The organism is Acinetobacter sp. CAU_H_56, assembly GCF_058599425.1.
This window is the reverse complement of the sequence record NZ_CM178654.1, coordinates 114,090-130,040: the sequence shown is the minus strand read 5'-3', so window position 1 is coordinate 130,040 and position 15,951 is coordinate 114,090. Positions and strand designations below refer to the sequence as shown.

Below are 15,951 nucleotides of genomic sequence, written 5' to 3'. Positions count from 1 at the left end.
GTTCCTATGGCAGTTCGCCGTATTGAAGGTATGTTGCATCTCGCGAACGAAGACCGTTATGCGATTTTAGTTGGTCGTTTTAATAGCTTTGTTGTTGAACATCTGTTAGAAGGTGCCATTGATACATTGAAACGCCATGGCGTATCAGAGGATAATATCACTGTTGTTCATGCACCTGGTGCTTGGGAACTTCCTGTGGTTGCGAAAAAACTGGCAGCTTCAGATCGTTTCGATGCCATCATCGCGCTGGGCGCTGTGATTCGTGGCAGCACGCCTCACTTCGATTTTGTAGCTGGTGAATGTGCCAAAGGTCTGGGCGTAGTTGGCCTGGACACTGGCTTACCAGTGATTAATGGTGTATTGACTACGGATAGTATCGAACAGGCGATTGAACGCTCGGGTACAAAAGCAGGTAATAAAGGTAGTGAAGCTGCCTTGACTGCAATTGAAATGGTTAACTTGTTAAAGGCTATTTAACGCTATGTCGCAAACACTTCAAGCAACTTATGCAGCAAAACGTAAAGCACGTCGCTTTGCTGTACAAGGAATTTATGAATGGCAGATGAGCCACAATCCGGTGCATGAGATTGAAGCACGTACTCGTGTGGACAATGCCATGCACAAAGTGGATCTCAGCTATTATCATGAATTGTTGACTCAAGTGGTTGCCAATCATGAAGCATTGGATGCTTTGCTTATCCCTGTGCTGGATCGCGAACTTTCTGCACTTGATGGTGTAGAACTCGCTACACTTCGCCTAGGCGCTTATGAACTCAAAGAACACCTTGAGATTCCATACCGCGTGGTTCTGGATGAAGCAATTGAGTTAGCTAAACACTTTGGCGGTGCAGACAGCCATAAATACATCAATGGTGTATTGGACCGTTTAGCGACAACTTTACGTGCAGCAGAAAAACAGCAAGCCAACTAATCTAGTCGAATTGTTGTATGGCTGAGTTTTCGATTATCGATACCTATTTTAATCGTCAGAATAAAAATTCTGTCGATTTAGGCGTTGGCGATGACTCAGCCTTGCTCACCCCTCCTCCACAGCAACAACTGGTCATCTGTACCGACACCCTCGTTGCTGGACGTCATTTTCCTTTAGACACCGATCCACATGCCATTGGCTGGAAATCTGTCGCTGTTAATCTTTCTGATATTGCTGCGATGGGCGCGACCCCGCATAGTATTTTACTTGCCTTGAGCCTACCCCAAATTGATCATGACTGGCTAAAAGCCTTTAGTCAGGGTCTCTATGATTGCTGCGATCAATTTGGTGTGAGTTTAATTGGTGGTGATACCACCCAAAGCCCTCATTTGACCTTATCTGTGACTGCCCTTGGTTGGGTAGATACAGGACAAGCTGTGCCACGTTCAGGTGCCAAGCCTGGCGATCTGATTTGTGTATCCGGTACACTGGGCGATGCCGCTTTTGCTTTAAATCATCTCGGTCATCCATTGCAAAAACGTCTGGATTATCCAACCCCACGCTGTCAGTTGGGTACTGCCTTAAAAGGCCTAGCTAATAGCATGATTGATGTCTCGGATGGCTTGGCACAAGACTTAGGGCATATTCTTAAGGCATCAGGTGTAGGTGCAAAGCTAACGCTTGAAAAATTACCAATCAGTCCTGCTCTACAGGCAGTAAGTGATGAACAGCGTTGGCAATATGCACTCGCGGGTGGTGATGACTACGAGTTATGCTTTACAATAAGCCCGCAAAATTATGAAAAATTATTGCAAAAACAGCTGGATGTTTCGATTAATATAATTGGCTCCATTCAGCAGCAACACGGTTTAACTTTTGAAAAAGATGGCGTAGATCATTTACTTCAATTTAACGGGTATCAACATTTTGCATAAACCTGCGATCAATTTTAAAAGCATGTCATGGACCAACCGGCTCATTGTCTTTAGTGGGGTAGGATTTGGTTCTGGTCTGGCGCCTAAAGCGCCCGGAACTTTTGGTTCAGCTTTTGCACTTTTATTTGTACCCATCTGGCTCTACTTAGGTTTTGTAAATAGTCTTTTTGCCATTGTCATCATGTCCCTGATTGGCATATATATCTGTGGCCAAACAGCCAAGCTCATGGGTGTGCATGATGATGGACGCATTGTCTGGGATGAGTTTGCAGGACAATCCATCACCTTTTTGCCACTGATTTATTTAGCCCAGATGAACTGGTTATGGCTACTCATTGGTTTTGCCCTGTTCCGTTTATTTGATGTCTGGAAACCTTGGCCGATTCGGGTCATTGACCGTCAGGTTGGTGGTGGTTTTGGCATCATGCTGGATGACATTATCGCTGGCCTCTGGGCAGCACTTTGTATTTGGATTTATTTTTACTTTACGATGGCTTAAGCCATATCTAGGATTAGAACATGTCTACGACTGTGATTATTCTTGCTGCAGGTAAAGGAACCCGTATGCGTTCCAACTTACCGAAAGTATTACAACCGCTTGCAGGACGACCTTTACTCGGCCATGTAGTCGACACAGCAAAAAAACTCAATGCAGACAATATTATTACCATTTATGGTCATGGCGGTGAGCAGGTTCAGTCCGCATTTGCAGACCAGGATATCCAGTGGGTAGAACAGGCTAAACAGCTTGGTACCGGTCATGCCGTACAAATGACACTACCTGTTTTGCCTAAAGATGGTATTTCACTAATCCTGTCTGGTGATGTCCCTTGTATTAGCCAACAGACGCTTCAGAATCTGCTCGATGCTACTCAAGAGCAAGGCATTGGCCTGGTGACCTTGACCCTTGCAGATGCCAGTGGTTATGGTCGTATTGTGCGTAAAGATGATGGTCAGATTCAAGCGATTGTTGAACATAAAGATGCCTCTGAAGAACAGCGCCAAATTAAAGAAATTAATACCGGTATTTATGCGGTCAGCAATACCAAGTTACATGAATGGCTACCAAAATTGTCTAATGATAATGCCCAAGGTGAATATTACCTGACGGATATCGTGGCAATGGCACTAGCAGATGGTATGAGTGTTGCATCTGTAGAACCTGAGCTAGCTTTTGAAGTGGAAGGCGTCAATGACCGTGTGCAACTGGCTGCTTTAGAGCGTCAGTTCCAGGCTTATCAGGCTAAACAGCTGATGCAGCAAGGTGTACATCTGATTGACCCAAGCCGTTTTGACTTACGTGGTCAACTCACTGTTGGTAAAGATGTGCGGATCGATATCAATGTCATTATCGAAGGTGATTGCGAACTCGGTGATAATGTTGAAATCGGTGCAGGCTGCGTAATTAAAAATACCAAGATTGCTGCGGGTACTAAAGTTCAGCCATATAGCATCTTTGATCAGGCAATTGTGGGTGAAGAAGCACAGATTGGTCCATTTGCACGCTTGCGGCCAGGGGCAAAACTGGCAGCTGAAGTCCATATTGGTAACTTTGTTGAAGTGAAAAATTCTAGTATTGGTCTAGGTTCTAAGGCGAATCATTTCACTTACTTAGGTGATGCTGAAGTCGGTAGCGGTTCCAATATTGGTGCAGGGACGATTACCTGCAACTATGACGGTGCCAACAAATTTAAGACTATCATTGGGGATCATGCTTTTATTGGTTCTAACAGCTCTCTGGTTGCACCAGTCCAGATCGGTAATGGCGCGACAGTGGGAGCGGGTTCAACAATTACCCGTGATGTGGCAGAGAACAGTTTAGCGGTAGAACGTTCCAAGCAATTTGCCAAAGAAAACTATCAGCGTCCGCAAAAAATCAAGAAATAAGAGGAAGTTAGTATGTGTGGTATCGTCGGTGGCATCGCGGAACGTAATATCAGCAATATCTTAATTGAAGGCCTAAAACGTCTTGAATACCGTGGCTATGACTCTGCGGGTCTGGCCTTAATCAATAATAGCCAGGTGCTACGTGAGCGCCGTGTAGGTAAAGTTGCGAACCTTGAACAAGCTGTGAATGAATCACAGATTAATGGTTCATTAGGTATCGCGCATACACGCTGGGCAACTCATGGTAAACCGACTGAAAACAATGCTCATCCCCATATTTCGGGTAATGTTGCTGTGGTTCATAACGGGATTATTGAAAACTACCAGGAACTGAAAGATGATCTTGGAGCTTTAGGCTATGTATTCACTTCACAAACTGATACTGAGGTGGTTGCCCATCTGGTCAATGATGCACTGAAATCTACCCCTAGCCTGCTTGAAGCTGTTCGTCAGGTCGTACCACAGCTGAAAGGCGCTTATGCGCTCGGGATCGTACATACAGATCATCCAGATGAATTGATTACTGTACGTGAAGGTTCACCATTAGTGATTGGTGTCGGGATTGGTGAAAACTTTATCAGTTCTGACCAGTTGGCTTTATTACCAATCACGAATCGCTTTATCTATCTTGAAGAAGGTGATATTGCACGTCTGACCCGTACTACCATTGAAGTATTTGTGGATGGTCAACTGGTAGATCGTCCAGTAAAAGAACTGGATGCCACCGTGAGTAATGCTTCTAAGGGTGAATATAAGCACTACATGCTCAAAGAAATCTATGAGCAACCTGAAGCCCTAAAACAGACCATTTCACAAGCCCTAAATGGCAATACACTGCGTGAAGATTTTCTGGTAAATGCAGAACAGGATTTTTCAACAATCCAGCAAATCCAGATTATTGCCTGTGGTACCAGTTACCATGCCGGCATGATTGCCAAATACTGGTTTGAACAGCTGATTGATCTGCCTTGTCAGGTCGAAATTGCCAGTGAATTCCGCTACCGTACGCCAGTGATTGTCAATAACACACTCTATGTGTGTATTTCTCAGTCAGGTGAAACAGCCGATACCTTAGCCGCTCTGCGTGATACGCAAAAACGTGCTACATCAAAAGGTGTAAACATTACGACGATGACGATTTGTAATGTCGCTACATCTTCAATGGTACGTGAAACAGATTACAGTCTGCTGACTTTAGCGGGTCCTGAAATTGGTGTGGCTTCGACCAAAGCCTTTACCACCCAGCTCGCAGCTTTGATGTTACTGGTACTGAAAATCGGTACAGTGAAAAATGCCATTTCAGCTGAACAGATGACTGAGATCACGACTGGACTATGGCATATGCCTAAGGTACTGCTAGATACTTTAAGTCATGATGATGAAATTTTGCGTCTCTCTGAACTCTTTGTAGAGAAACAGCACTGTCTCTTCCTAGGTCGTGGTACACACTTCCCGATCGCACTGGAAGGCGCACTTAAACTGAAGGAAATTTCCTACATTCATGCTGAAGGTTATGCAGCAGGTGAGCTGAAGCATGGTCCACTGGCTTTAGTAGATAATGATATGCCAGTAGTAATTCTAGCACCGCAAGATGACATGCTGGATAAGCTGAAATCCAATATGGAAGAAGTTCAGGCACGTGGCGGTGAATTATTTGTCTTTGCTGATGAAAATAGCGGTATTAAAGCCAAAGAACGCCAGCATGTCGTGCATATTCCTGAAGTAAACGCTGTTTTAGCGCCAATTGTTTATTGTATTCCAGTACAGCTACTGTCTTACCATGTGGCAGTCCTGCGTGGTACTGATGTTGACCAGCCACGTAATCTGGCAAAATCAGTAACAGTGGAATAATCCATAAAATTAGCCTGTTATATGAGGATATTGATTACTCTCATATAACAGGTTAACTATATATTTCTTAAATTCCGAATAAATATTTTAATCTTTAATATCCATATAGAATTTGAATTAAATGAATTCTTAACTGTCCTATTTAAAGGCACTTCAATAAATTTATTTACATAGTACCCAATGAAAATACAGATCACATATAAAAATAAAGCAAAATTAAGATTCTGAAAAAAGTAATAGCTTATATATAATTTTGTTCCTATGACCAGGATAAAAGGATGGCTCAGGTAAATAGAATAAGACGTGTTCCCTAATCTATCTAGAATGTTAACAAATTTATGATAATGGTTTTTAAAAAAGCTTTCCAAACCAATCACACCAACCACACATAAAAAGGCTGGCACTCCTCTGTCCAAAGCACGACCAAATCCAGTTTCAAACACATTAAATATATTCTGAAAGAAAATAAATGCAGTTCCCAATAGAATCAGAATAATATTCAGCACAAAGTTTAAATTGCATTCAATATAAATGAGATATGCACAAATACCCAAGGCATACTCTAAAAAAATCACATTAAAAAAGAATACTTTATCTAAATTTAATACCAATATTCCTACAGCAGGTAAAAAGGTTAATACCGCTATTAATGCAATATAATTTATTTTATTTCTAAAGAAATAGAGAGATAAAGCAAAAATGATATAGAAATAAACATCATAACTTAGGGTCCAGCCATTTTGAACAAGGAACTTATGCTCCCCTGGAATTAACAAATAAGAAGCTATAACATTTGTATATCCACCACTCATATTAATAAGGTCGGGGTTATATAAAAAGATACAAAGAGCCACAGTGGTAAAGAACCAATATAGAGGCAATATTCTTTGCATACGGCCTTTTAAAAATTTTATAGGGGTTATATTTTTTTTAGCTGTCGTTAAACAGATAATAAAACCGGACATTACGAAGAAAATATCAACACCAGGCCCTCTAAATCGATACCACTCTAAAGACAGGATATTATACTGATGAACTTTATTTTCTATATGACTGAGCAAGACAAAACTTGCAGCAATAAATCTCAATATATTAATTGAATATAATTTATTATTAGACATATTTTTCGTCCTTATAATTTTTCTAATACAATACTTTATTTTTCAAATGAAACATTATTTTAATATTATGTAACCAGCTGAATGGTAAAAATCTTTATTTGGGTTAGAATATATTTTTCAATTGTACTCTTAAATAATAAATTATGAAAAAACTTTCTTGTTTCAAAGCTTATGATATTCGCGGCAAGTTAGGTACCGAATTAAATGAAGATATCGCCTACCGCATTGGTCGTGCCTATGGACAGATTTATCAACCAAAAACCGTTGTAGTTGGCTGTGATGTACGCCTGACTAGTGAAGACTTAAAACAGGCGACCATTCGTGGTTTAAATGATGCAGGTGTCGACGTCCTCGATCTGGGCATGACCGGCACTGAAGAAGTTTACTTTGGTGCATTTCATCTGGATGTTCAGGGCGGCATTGAAATTACTGCCAGTCATAACCCGATGGATTATAACGGAATGAAACTGGTCCGTGAAAATGCTCGTCCGATTAGCGCAGATACCGGCCTTAAAGACATTCAGGCACTGGCTGAAAATAAAGAATTCGCTGAAGTTACAAATAAGGGTACGACAAAAAAATATAATATCCTGCCTGAATTTGTCGATCACCTGATGAGTTATATTGATCCAGCAAAAATTCGACCAATGAAACTGGTAGTGAATGCAGGCAATGGTGCAGCGGGTCATGTGATTGATGCAATTGAGATCAAATTTAAAGAACTCAATATTCCAGTCGAATTTATTAAGATTCATCATGAGGCGGATGGTAATTTCCCGAATGGTATTCCTAACCCGATTCTGATTGAAAATCGTGCTAGTACACGTGATGCTGTGATTCAACATTCAGCTGACATGGGTATTGCGTGGGACGGCGATTTTGACCGTTGCTTCCTGTTTGATGAAAAAGGCCAGTTTATTGAAGGCTATTATATTGTCGGTCTACTGGCACAGGCTTTCTTGCTAAAACAAGCTGGCGAAAAAATCGTGCATGATCCACGTCTGGTCTGGAATACTTTTGATGTTGTCGAACAATATCAAGGAACAGCTATTCAATCTAAATCAGGACATGCTTTTATCAAGGATGTCATGCGTGAGCACAACGCAGCCTATGGTGGTGAAATGAGTGCTCATCACTATTTCCGTGACTTTGCTTATTGTGATAGTGGCATGATTCCATGGTTGCTTGCCATTGCGGTTTTATCAGAAACCGGAAAATCACTATCTTCCCTAGTTGAAGAGATGATTGCCAAATTTCCTTGTTCGGGTGAAATCAACTTTAAAGTCGCAGATACTCAGGCGACGATCCAAAAAATCTTTGATCATTATGCCGACCAGCAACCAGAAATCGATCAGACAGATGGCGTTAGCCTGAACTTTGGGGCGTGGCGCTTTAATGTTCGTGCTTCCAATACTGAACCTTTGTTACGTTTAAATATTGAAAGCCGTCGCGACCAGAACCCTCGTCCAATGCAGTCTTATGTAGATGAGCTCACCCAGTTAATTCAGGGATAATTCTACCTATTAGAAAAATCTTAAAAAAGTCCCTTCAGATTAGAAGAACTGTCCATTTTGAAGGGGCTTTTTATTATGAATATTGAAAATATTGTTTGAGCAGATCTATATCGATATTTGCCTTCACTTTTCTGGCAAATAACATGCCTGATTGTTTCATCTTATCAAAATCAGACTCATCTAGAATTTTGGGGTAATCTGGTCCTGACATCCAGTCGATATATCTTAATCCCCCTTCAGATACTTGTTCCTTATCTTCTGGATGGTAAATTCTTTCCTGTAAATATGAATTCTGAATAATGGTATGGAAATAAACTTCATCGGCACACAGTGATTTTCTAAAGGCCAAATCATAGTCTTTATTATTTTTTATAAAGTCTAAAATATATTGAACCGCCTGATGGCTTAATATAAACCATAAAGATCCTTTATATAGTTTCGGCAACCCTTCTATATTTTGAGTATATAAACCAAGTTTATGTAAAAAAATAATTAGCTTACATTTGATTTTTTCTAAAATTGATTTTTCTTTAATAAAAAAGAAGTCTGGATACAAATATTTAATCCGGTTTTTTGGATCTGCTTGAAGTTCATAACCGATATATTCCTGATCACTGCTTAAAAGATATTTTTCTATACTTTCAATAGACATTAATGGAATATCATCACCGGACAATAAAGAAAAATACTGATATTCAAATTGACTGGCATAATTTAAAAGTTTTAGAGTGGCCTTAATTTGAGTATACCCCCCCCCAATGCACATCCACTCTTTCTGTCAAAAATTCTATTTGTGAGCTGCTTGGTAGCGATTTTTTTATATGATCAAGATCTGATTTTCTATCTACATGAATTAAAATTTTACTATTAGGACTTTTAATCAGCTCATTTACAAGATAAACAAGTGGATTAGTTAATTGATGACACATAATCCCATAAATAAAATTCATATTTTATTATCCATATCCATGGGGATTCTGCTTTTGCCAGTTCCAACTATCAGCTAGCATATCCTCGAGAGTATAAGCAGCCGTCCATCCAAGTTCCTCTGTCGCACGGCGGCTATCTGCATAGAAGCTGGCCAAATCACCAGCTCGCCTTGGTGCATATTCAAATGCAATATTTATTCCATTTACTTGCTCAAAAGTATTCTTGATTGCCAGTACTGAAATAGGCTTTCCTGTACCGATATTCCAGGCACGACAACCCATTTGTTGCAAACGGTTCTGAATCGCCAATACATGTGCTTTGGCCAGATCGACAACATGAATGAAATCCCGCTCACATGTCCCATCTTCAGTCGGATAATCATGACCAAAGATCGACAACTTTTCACGTCGACCTACCGCCACCTGTGTAACAAACGGCATCAGGTTATTTGGGATACCTTGTGGATCTTCTCCGATCTGGCCACTTTTATGTGCACCTACCGGATTAAAATAGCGCAGCAAGGCAATCGACCACTGTGGATTGGCTTGAGCGGTCTTCTCCAATAACTGTTCAACCACCATTTTGGTGTAGCCATAGTTATTGGTTGGCATGCCTAGAGGCATATCTTCCTGATAAGGTGAAGGGTTGAACTCACCATAGACTGTGGCTGAAGAACTGAAGACCAGACAGAAGACTCCAGCACGCTCCATGGCCTGTACCAGGCTAATTGAACCGGAAATATTATTTTCAAAATACTTAAGGGGGATTTGCTGGCTCTCACCGACTGCTTTTAAGCCAGCAAAATGAATCACCGCATCAATGGTATTTTCTTGGAATATTCGGTCTAAGACCTGACTATCCCGTATATCACCTTCTACAAATTTCAGGCTTTTTTGGGTCAACTGCTGGACACGATTTAAAGACTCAACCGAGCTATTGGATAAATTATCCAATACTACGACGTCATGCCCCGTATTTAATAGTTCCAAGCAGGTATGTGAACCAATATAACCTGCTCCACCCGTCACTAAAATTTTAGCCATGTCTTTCCTATTATAATTTTAATCAAGCTGTTAGGATTTTAATCAAACCCTGGGTTGAACCATCTAAACCGCTAATATCAGTTTGCTCACCATTCAGTATAGGCAATAACTGATTGGCAATTTCCTTGCCTTTTTCTACACCCCATTGGTCAAAGGGATTAATATTCCACAGTACCGACTGCACAAAAACTTTATGCTCATACAACGCAATCAGCATTCCCAAACTATAAGGATTTAATTCCTGTAATAAAATAGTGCTGCTTGGCTGGTTACCCTCATATTGTTTATAGGCTGGCAAGCCCTGCAATTCAGTCTGATCCAAGGCATCATTACCAAATGCCAGTAAACGTGATTGTGCCAGACAGTTAGATAAAGCCAGATGATGCTGTTCAATCAAAGCATCAGCATTATCAACATAGGTATATTGCTGACTGTTATAACGTTTTACAGGAGCAATAAAATCACAGCTGACTGCCTGAGTGCCTTGGTGTAACAGCTGGTAAAAGGCATGTTGAGCATTTGGTCCGACTTCGCCCCAAATAATCGGACAAGTGTCGAGCTGTACTTTTTCACCATTGCGCTGGATGGATTTACCATTGGACTCCATTTCCAGCTGCTGTAAATAAGACGCGAAATATTTCAGACGTCCATCATAAGGCAAAATGGCATGGGTCTGAATATCCAGAAAATTCGTATTCCAGGCACCCAGTAAGCCCATTAATACTGGGATATTCTGTTCCAGAGGCTTGTACTGGAAATGCTGATCTACAGCATAAGCACCCGCAAGCAGTTGTTTAAAACCGTCCACTCCAATACTGAGTGCAATCGGCAAACCAATACACGACCAGAGAGAATAACGCCCACCGACCCAATCCCATAACAACAGCTGATTTTCAGGTGCAATTCCCCAGGCTGTCATTTTTTCAGGTTTAGTGGATACCCCAATAAAATGATGCTTCACAATAGAAGGATGCTGGCCTAAAGATTTTTCCAGCCATAAACGCACTGTTTGGGCATTGGATAAGGTATCAATCGTTCCAAATGACTTGGAAGAAATAATAAAAAGCGTGGTTTCTGGACGTAACTGATGAAGCAATTCAGACAGCTGACTACCATCCATCGTCGAAACAAAATGCACATTCAGGGGTTTGGCAGATTGATATTTGAAATCCGAGAGCGCATGACTAACCATTAACGGTCCTAAGTCAGATCCCCCTACCCCGATATTCACTACATCCTGAATGACTTCACCGGTAGCTCCACGGCGTTGTCCGGCATGAATCTGCTCGACCAAAGCATACATACGGTCTAGCTGAGCATGAACTTCAGCTGCCAGATCTTCATGCTGCTGGTCCTCTTTCGGCAAACGTAAGGCCCAGTGCATGGCTGCACGTTGTTCAGTATAGTTAATCGTCTGAGTGGAAAATAAAGACCCGATCCAGGATCTTAGATTTTGTGTCTCTGCGCATTCAATCAGATGCTGCACAGCTTCACGATTGACTCTATGTTTGCTATAGTCAAAAACTACCTGCTCAAATTGCACCGAGTACTGATTAAACCGTTCAGGATCTGCTGCAAAGAGTTGGCGTAAATGGATCGATTTCAATTGTTCTTTTACAGAATTCAGCTTTTTATAAGCATTATTGCTATTCTGGTCTGATTTAAGCTGGTCTAACATCAACGTCCCACCCCAATATAGTTAAAACCGCGTGACTTGATATAAGCAGGGTCATAGAGATTACGTCCATCCAGAATCAAAGGATGCTGCATCAACTTGCTGAGATAAGCATAATCCGGGCTACCATACTGTTTCCAGGCCGTGATTAAACACAATGCATCTGCATCTTCTACCGCCTGATACTGGTCTTCACATAAAATTAAATCGGTACGTTGACCATAAATCTGTTCAATATTGGTCAAAGCCTGTGGATCATGCAATTTCACTGTCGCACCTTGTGCCCACAATGCTGCCAACATGGCATGCACCGGTGATTGCTGGATACTTGGCGTATTTTCTTTAAATGCAGCTCCCCAGATAGCGACTGTTTTGCCTTGCAGGTCTCCACGGAAATAATTCCACAACTTCCGGAATAACAATTCTTTCTGTTGCTCATTGATATCCCAAACCTGTTCCAGTAACTGGTTTTTTACCCCAGAATCCGCCACAGCGTGAGTCAGCGTCCGGATATCATGAGAAAAGTTTTCTCCACCAAAGCCCACACCTGGAAATAAATAAGCTGAACCAATACGATTATCTGCCGCCATACCCTGACGGACTTGCTCAATATCAATTCCCAGTTTTTCAGCAACGCTCGCCAGATCATTCATATAACTGATCCGGGTAGCCAACATGCCGGAAATACTCAGCTTGGTAAATTCTGCATCCAGTATAGGCATAAACAGATATTGCTGGGCACGAGGGAACAAGGGACGTAACAACTCTCTAACTTTGAGCTGTACATCTGGCTGATCGCAACCCACAATCAGTTGAGTCGCTTGAACGAAACTGCGAATAGCATTTCCTTCTTGAATAATATCTGGAAGATAGACCCAGTCATCATTCGGTAAAAGTTGCTGGAATCGCGCTGTACCATGTAAACCAAAGGTGGATGCATTAATCATCAGTTTAGGGTGCGCAAAGCAGGCATGATGAATGGTATTTAACATCTGAAATGCTAGCTGCTCTTCGGTAGCATTAAAACTGAAGAAAAAAACATCCTGATTAAAAGTCAGATGCTGAAAATCACAACAGTTTAAGAATCCTAATTCCTGCTGTTTTTGTAGCAATAACTGTAAAGATTCATCTTGGAAATATGTCCGGGCAGGCTCACCTGTATTGAAGCTATTACACCATACGACCTGATGGCCACATTCAGCTAAAAGGGCTGAAATAACACCTGAGAATAAGGTTTTTCCTAATACTGCGACTTTCATAGTATCCCTTTTTTATTATAAGGCCAATTCCTGAATCAATGCTTTAAACTCAGCACCGAGTTTGGGATGATCTACGCCATAATGCAATACAGCCTTAAGATAGCCGAGCTTGCTACCACAATCAAAGGTTTGGCCTTTCATCCGATAAGCTTCGACAACTTCTGTTAGCTGCAATAGTGCAATCGCATCAGTTAGCTGGATTTCATTACCTGCCCCTTTCGGTGTCTGCTCCAGTAGTTGCATAATCTTTGCCGGAAGGATATAACGGCCTACTACTGATAAATTCGACGGTGCGGTACCCATCGCTGGCTTTTCCACAATACCTTGCATCACCGTACTTTCACCTTCGGCAGGCGAAACAGAAACATCCACAATCCCATATTGATCAACCAGATGATCAGGAACTGCCTCAACCATGATTTGTGATGCACGAGACTGTTCATAACGTTGAATCATACGAGACAGGTCATTTTGCGTATCCTGATCTTTAACCAGAACATCCGGTAATAAGACAGCAAAATTATCATCACCAATGACAGCTTTAGCACAGAGCACGGCATGACCAAGGCCTAAAGGTTGTGGCTGACGTACGCTAATCACACTAACATGAGGGGGTAAAATTTCAGTAACTTCTTTAAGCAAATCGGTTTTATTTTTTTGCTCAAGTGTAGTTTCAAGTTCAAAGTTACGGTCAAAGTAATTTTCAATCGATGCTTTGGAAGAATGCGTCACCAAAATAATTTGTTCAATTCCAGCTGCAATTGCTTCTTTTACCACATATTCAATGGCCGGACGGTCAACCACCGTCACCATTTCTTTGGGGATGGATTTGCTGGCTGGTAAAAAACGTGTGCCAAGTCCTGCAACAGGGAGAATTGCCTTTTTAATCATGTTATTCAACCTAATTATTTCCAAATTTAATTTACTTTAATTTCCTGACCGCGCTGATAACCATCGACATAGTGCTCAAGCTGCATTAACGCCCAGTCCACATCACTCTGAGTCGCTGTCAGCACATGCATACGATTAAATACTTCCAAAATTTCAGCTAAAGGATAATGCTTTTCTACTGATCTTAAAATTCGCTTATGTGAAGTAATCTCTGTATTTTCTTGGTCAATTAACAGCTCTTCATATAGTTTTTCACCTGGACGCAACCCAGTATATTGAATTTCAATGTCACCATCGGGGTTTTGACTGTCTTTCACCTTTAAGCCACTCAGTGAAATCATCTGACGAGCCAGATCCTGGATTCTTACCGGTTCACCCATATCGAGCAGGAATACATCACCACCTGTGCCTAAAGCACCTGCCTGAATCACTAACTGCGAAGCTTCAGGAATTGTCATAAAGAAACGTGTGACCTCAGGATCAGTGACGGTGATAGGGCCACCTTTAGCTATCTGCTGTTTAAATAGTGGGACAACCGAACCCGATGAGCCTAGGACATTTCCGAAACGCACAATACTGATCTGGGTTTGATTCTGTGCTTCAGCCATGGCCTGACAATAAAGCTCTGCCATACGTTTGGTCGCACCCATGACATTGGTTGGTCGTACCGCCTTGTCAGTCGAAATCAGCACAAAGGTCTCGACGCCTTTTTTGACTGCTGCGTTGACACTAAAGGCAGTCCCTACCGCATTATTTTTCAAGCCGGCCAATGGATTACATTCTACTAAAGGAACATGCTTATAAGCAGCAGCATGATAGACGGTTTGAACGCCATATTGCTCAATGACCCGTTCCAGTTTACTTTCATCCACTACCGAACCTAGAATTGGAATAATTTCACAGTTGGCACTAAGACGTAACTCTTTATCGATGCTATATAAAGCAAACTCTGTCAGCTCATAGATAATAAGTTTTACCGGTTGATTTTTAATAATTTGACGACATAGCTCTGAGCCAATGGAGCCTCCTGCTCCTGTAACCATCACGACTTTATCTTTAATATTTTTTTCTAGTAACTCCGCTACAGGGGGAACTGGATCACGCCCTAATAGGTCAATAATATCAACTTCCTGAATATCAGAAACTCGAATTTCACCATTGACCAGTTTAGTCAGCCCTGGAATTTCAGTAATTTTTAAATGTGCAGGTTCTAAGAATTTTACGATCTCGCTTTTACGGATACGTCCCACTGAAGGAAGTGCAATCAGAATTTCATCAATGCGAAGTTTGGTAAAAGATTTTAATGCAGTTTCTGGCGCATAAACTTGAATTCCCCCAATATTCTGACCGCTCAATGAAGGATTATCATCAATAAACATGACTGGTAAATGTTCATTAGAACGATTTAAAGTTGCTGCAACCTGCTGTCCCGCATAACCTGCCCCGTAAATCGCAATCCGTTTTTTCGATACTCCTGCATATAAGTAAGAACGAACAATAAAGCGGATCAATCCTCGACTAAACCAGACCCAGGCAAACATCATGAAGCCAAACATCAAAGGAATAGAAGTAGGAATGAACGCATGTGTTGCATACGCAAGCAAATACAAACCAATGACTGCCAGAACAGTGGCCAGCCCTAATTTGACAATAAAAAATTCATTAAAAGTACGAACAATAAAACGATAAACACCACAAACAAATAAAGCCAATACGGCAATGGCACTAACCCAAACTGTACCAAAAGGAATATTGGGAACGACTTCTGCACCTAGATCGAATTGACGAATGGCATAGCAAAGCCAGATCAGCACAGGGAATATGCAAAAGTCTAAAATAACGAGAAAGGTCTGTTTAGCCGCACGTGGAGATTCAACTAAAGGTAGAATGATAGATTTCACTTGCTGTGTCTTC

General features: G+C 41.3%; 15 protein-coding genes. 7 read left to right on the top strand and 8 right to left on the bottom strand.

Going from position 1 to position 15,951, the window contains the following annotated elements:
• Positions 1-6: 6 nt before the first annotated feature.
• The 6 genes from ribH to glmS are packed head-to-tail and all read left to right on the top strand — an operon-like array spanning position 7 to position 5,604.
• Complete coding sequence (gene ribH, locus AC4MCC_RS00580; RefSeq protein WP_004280926.1) at positions 7-477, top strand: 6,7-dimethyl-8-ribityllumazine synthase; 471 nt, start codon at positions 7-9, stop codon at positions 475-477.
• Between the two features lie 4 nt (positions 478-481).
• Positions 482-931, top strand: coding sequence for a transcription antitermination factor NusB (gene nusB, locus AC4MCC_RS00575; protein WP_005233270.1), 450 nt, complete (start codon positions 482-484; stop codon positions 929-931).
• 17 nt (positions 932-948) lie between these two features.
• Positions 949-1,866 (top strand): thiamine-phosphate kinase, encoded by a 918-nt coding sequence (gene thiL / locus AC4MCC_RS00570; protein WP_491885529.1) that lies wholly within the window; start codon positions 949-951, stop codon positions 1,864-1,866.
• Between the two features lie 22 nt (positions 1,867-1,888).
• A complete protein-coding gene (locus AC4MCC_RS00565; protein WP_491885835.1) occupies positions 1,889-2,365 on the top strand; it encodes a phosphatidylglycerophosphatase A family protein in 477 nt (158 codons plus the stop codon).
• A gap of 20 nt (positions 2,366-2,385) precedes the next feature.
• Positions 2,386-3,753 (top strand): bifunctional UDP-N-acetylglucosamine diphosphorylase/glucosamine-1-phosphate N-acetyltransferase GlmU, encoded by a 1,368-nt coding sequence (glmU, locus tag AC4MCC_RS00560; protein WP_491885528.1) that lies wholly within the window; start codon positions 2,386-2,388, stop codon positions 3,751-3,753.
• A gap of 12 nt (positions 3,754-3,765) precedes the next feature.
• Complete coding sequence (gene glmS / locus AC4MCC_RS00555) at positions 3,766-5,604, top strand: glutamine--fructose-6-phosphate transaminase (isomerizing) (protein ID WP_491885527.1); 1,839 nt, start codon at positions 3,766-3,768, stop codon at positions 5,602-5,604.
• Between the two features lie 56 nt (positions 5,605-5,660).
• Here glmS and AC4MCC_RS00550 read toward each other — a convergent pair whose 3' ends face one another.
• Entirely contained in the window at positions 5,661-6,725 is a 1,065-nt protein-coding gene (locus AC4MCC_RS00550; protein ID WP_491885526.1) for an acyltransferase family protein, read from the bottom strand.
• A gap of 143 nt (positions 6,726-6,868) precedes the next feature.
• Between AC4MCC_RS00550 and AC4MCC_RS00545 the strand changes: the two genes are divergently transcribed.
• The gene (locus tag AC4MCC_RS00545; RefSeq protein WP_491885525.1) at positions 6,869-8,239 is read left to right on the top strand and encodes a phosphohexomutase domain-containing protein; all 1,371 of its coding nucleotides are present in this window, start codon (positions 6,869-6,871) and stop codon (positions 8,237-8,239) included.
• A gap of 73 nt (positions 8,240-8,312) precedes the next feature.
• On the opposite strand, the gene AC4MCC_RS00540 is transcribed toward AC4MCC_RS00545, so the two are convergent.
• The 7 genes from AC4MCC_RS00540 to AC4MCC_RS00510 are packed head-to-tail and all read right to left on the bottom strand — an operon-like array spanning position 8,313 to position 15,938.
• Positions 8,313-9,005 carry a beta-1,6-N-acetylglucosaminyltransferase gene (locus AC4MCC_RS00540; RefSeq protein ID WP_491885524.1) on the bottom strand — a complete coding sequence of 231 codons (693 nt, stop codon included), beginning with the start codon at positions 9,003-9,005 and terminating at the stop codon, positions 8,313-8,315.
• Positions 8,974-9,189 carry a hypothetical protein gene (locus AC4MCC_RS00535; protein ID WP_491885863.1) on the bottom strand — a complete coding sequence of 72 codons (216 nt, stop codon included), beginning with the start codon at positions 9,187-9,189 and terminating at the stop codon, positions 8,974-8,976. The genes AC4MCC_RS00540 and AC4MCC_RS00535 overlap by 32 nt, the downstream gene beginning before the upstream one ends.
• 6 nt (positions 9,190-9,195) lie before the next feature.
• The gene (galE, locus tag AC4MCC_RS00530; protein WP_491885523.1) at positions 9,196-10,212 is read right to left on the bottom strand and encodes a UDP-glucose 4-epimerase GalE; all 1,017 of its coding nucleotides are present in this window, start codon (positions 10,210-10,212) and stop codon (positions 9,196-9,198) included.
• A gap of 22 nt (positions 10,213-10,234) precedes the next feature.
• Entirely contained in the window at positions 10,235-11,890 is a 1,656-nt protein-coding gene (gene pgi, locus AC4MCC_RS00525) for a glucose-6-phosphate isomerase (RefSeq protein WP_491885522.1), read from the bottom strand.
• A complete protein-coding gene (locus AC4MCC_RS00520; protein WP_312157531.1) occupies positions 11,890-13,146 on the bottom strand; it encodes a nucleotide sugar dehydrogenase in 1,257 nt (418 codons plus the stop codon). Before AC4MCC_RS00520 ends, pgi begins: the two co-directional genes overlap by 1 nt.
• 15 nt (positions 13,147-13,161) lie before the next feature.
• Positions 13,162-14,037, bottom strand: coding sequence for a UTP--glucose-1-phosphate uridylyltransferase GalU (gene galU, locus AC4MCC_RS00515; protein ID WP_491885521.1), 876 nt, complete (start codon positions 14,035-14,037; stop codon positions 13,162-13,164).
• 26 nt (positions 14,038-14,063) lie between these two features.
• Entirely contained in the window at positions 14,064-15,938 is a 1,875-nt protein-coding gene (locus AC4MCC_RS00510) for a polysaccharide biosynthesis protein (RefSeq protein ID WP_491885520.1), read from the bottom strand.
• Positions 15,939-15,951: the final 13 nt, after the last annotated feature.

Bases quoted from the DNA above. Each gene is read 5' to 3' on its own strand.
- galE (WP_491885523.1), bottom strand. From the start codon at position 10,212: ATGGCTAAAATTTTAGTGACGGGTGGAGCAGGTTATATTGGTTCACAT.
- thiL (WP_491885529.1), top strand. From the start codon at position 949: ATGGCTGAGTTTTCGATTATCGATACCTATTTTAATCGTCAGAATAAA.
- glmS (WP_491885527.1), top strand. From the start codon at position 3,766: ATGTGTGGTATCGTCGGTGGCATCGCGGAACGTAATATCAGCAATATC.
- AC4MCC_RS00565 (WP_491885835.1), top strand. From the start codon at position 1,889: ATGTCATGGACCAACCGGCTCATTGTCTTTAGTGGGGTAGGATTTGGT.
- pgi (WP_491885522.1), bottom strand. From the start codon at position 11,890: ATGTTAGACCAGCTTAAATCAGACCAGAATAGCAATAATGCTTATAAA.
- AC4MCC_RS00535 (WP_491885863.1), bottom strand. From the start codon at position 9,189: ATGAATTTTATTTATGGGATTATGTGTCATCAATTAACTAATCCACTT.
- nusB (WP_005233270.1), top strand. From the start codon at position 482: ATGTCGCAAACACTTCAAGCAACTTATGCAGCAAAACGTAAAGCACGT.
- AC4MCC_RS00520 (WP_312157531.1), bottom strand. From the start codon at position 13,146: ATGAAAGTCGCAGTATTAGGAAAAACCTTATTCTCAGGTGTTATTTCA.
- glmU (WP_491885528.1), top strand. From the start codon at position 2,386: ATGTCTACGACTGTGATTATTCTTGCTGCAGGTAAAGGAACCCGTATG.
- galU (WP_491885521.1), bottom strand. From the start codon at position 14,037: ATGATTAAAAAGGCAATTCTCCCTGTTGCAGGACTTGGCACACGTTTT.
- AC4MCC_RS00550 (WP_491885526.1), bottom strand. From the start codon at position 6,725: ATGTCTAATAATAAATTATATTCAATTAATATATTGAGATTTATTGCT.
- AC4MCC_RS00545 (WP_491885525.1), top strand. From the start codon at position 6,869: ATGAAAAAACTTTCTTGTTTCAAAGCTTATGATATTCGCGGCAAGTTA.
- AC4MCC_RS00540 (WP_491885524.1), bottom strand. From the start codon at position 9,005: ATGTGCATTGGGGGGGGGTATACTCAAATTAAGGCCACTCTAAAACTT.
- ribH (WP_004280926.1), top strand. From the start codon at position 7: ATGGCAGTTCGCCGTATTGAAGGTATGTTGCATCTCGCGAACGAAGAC.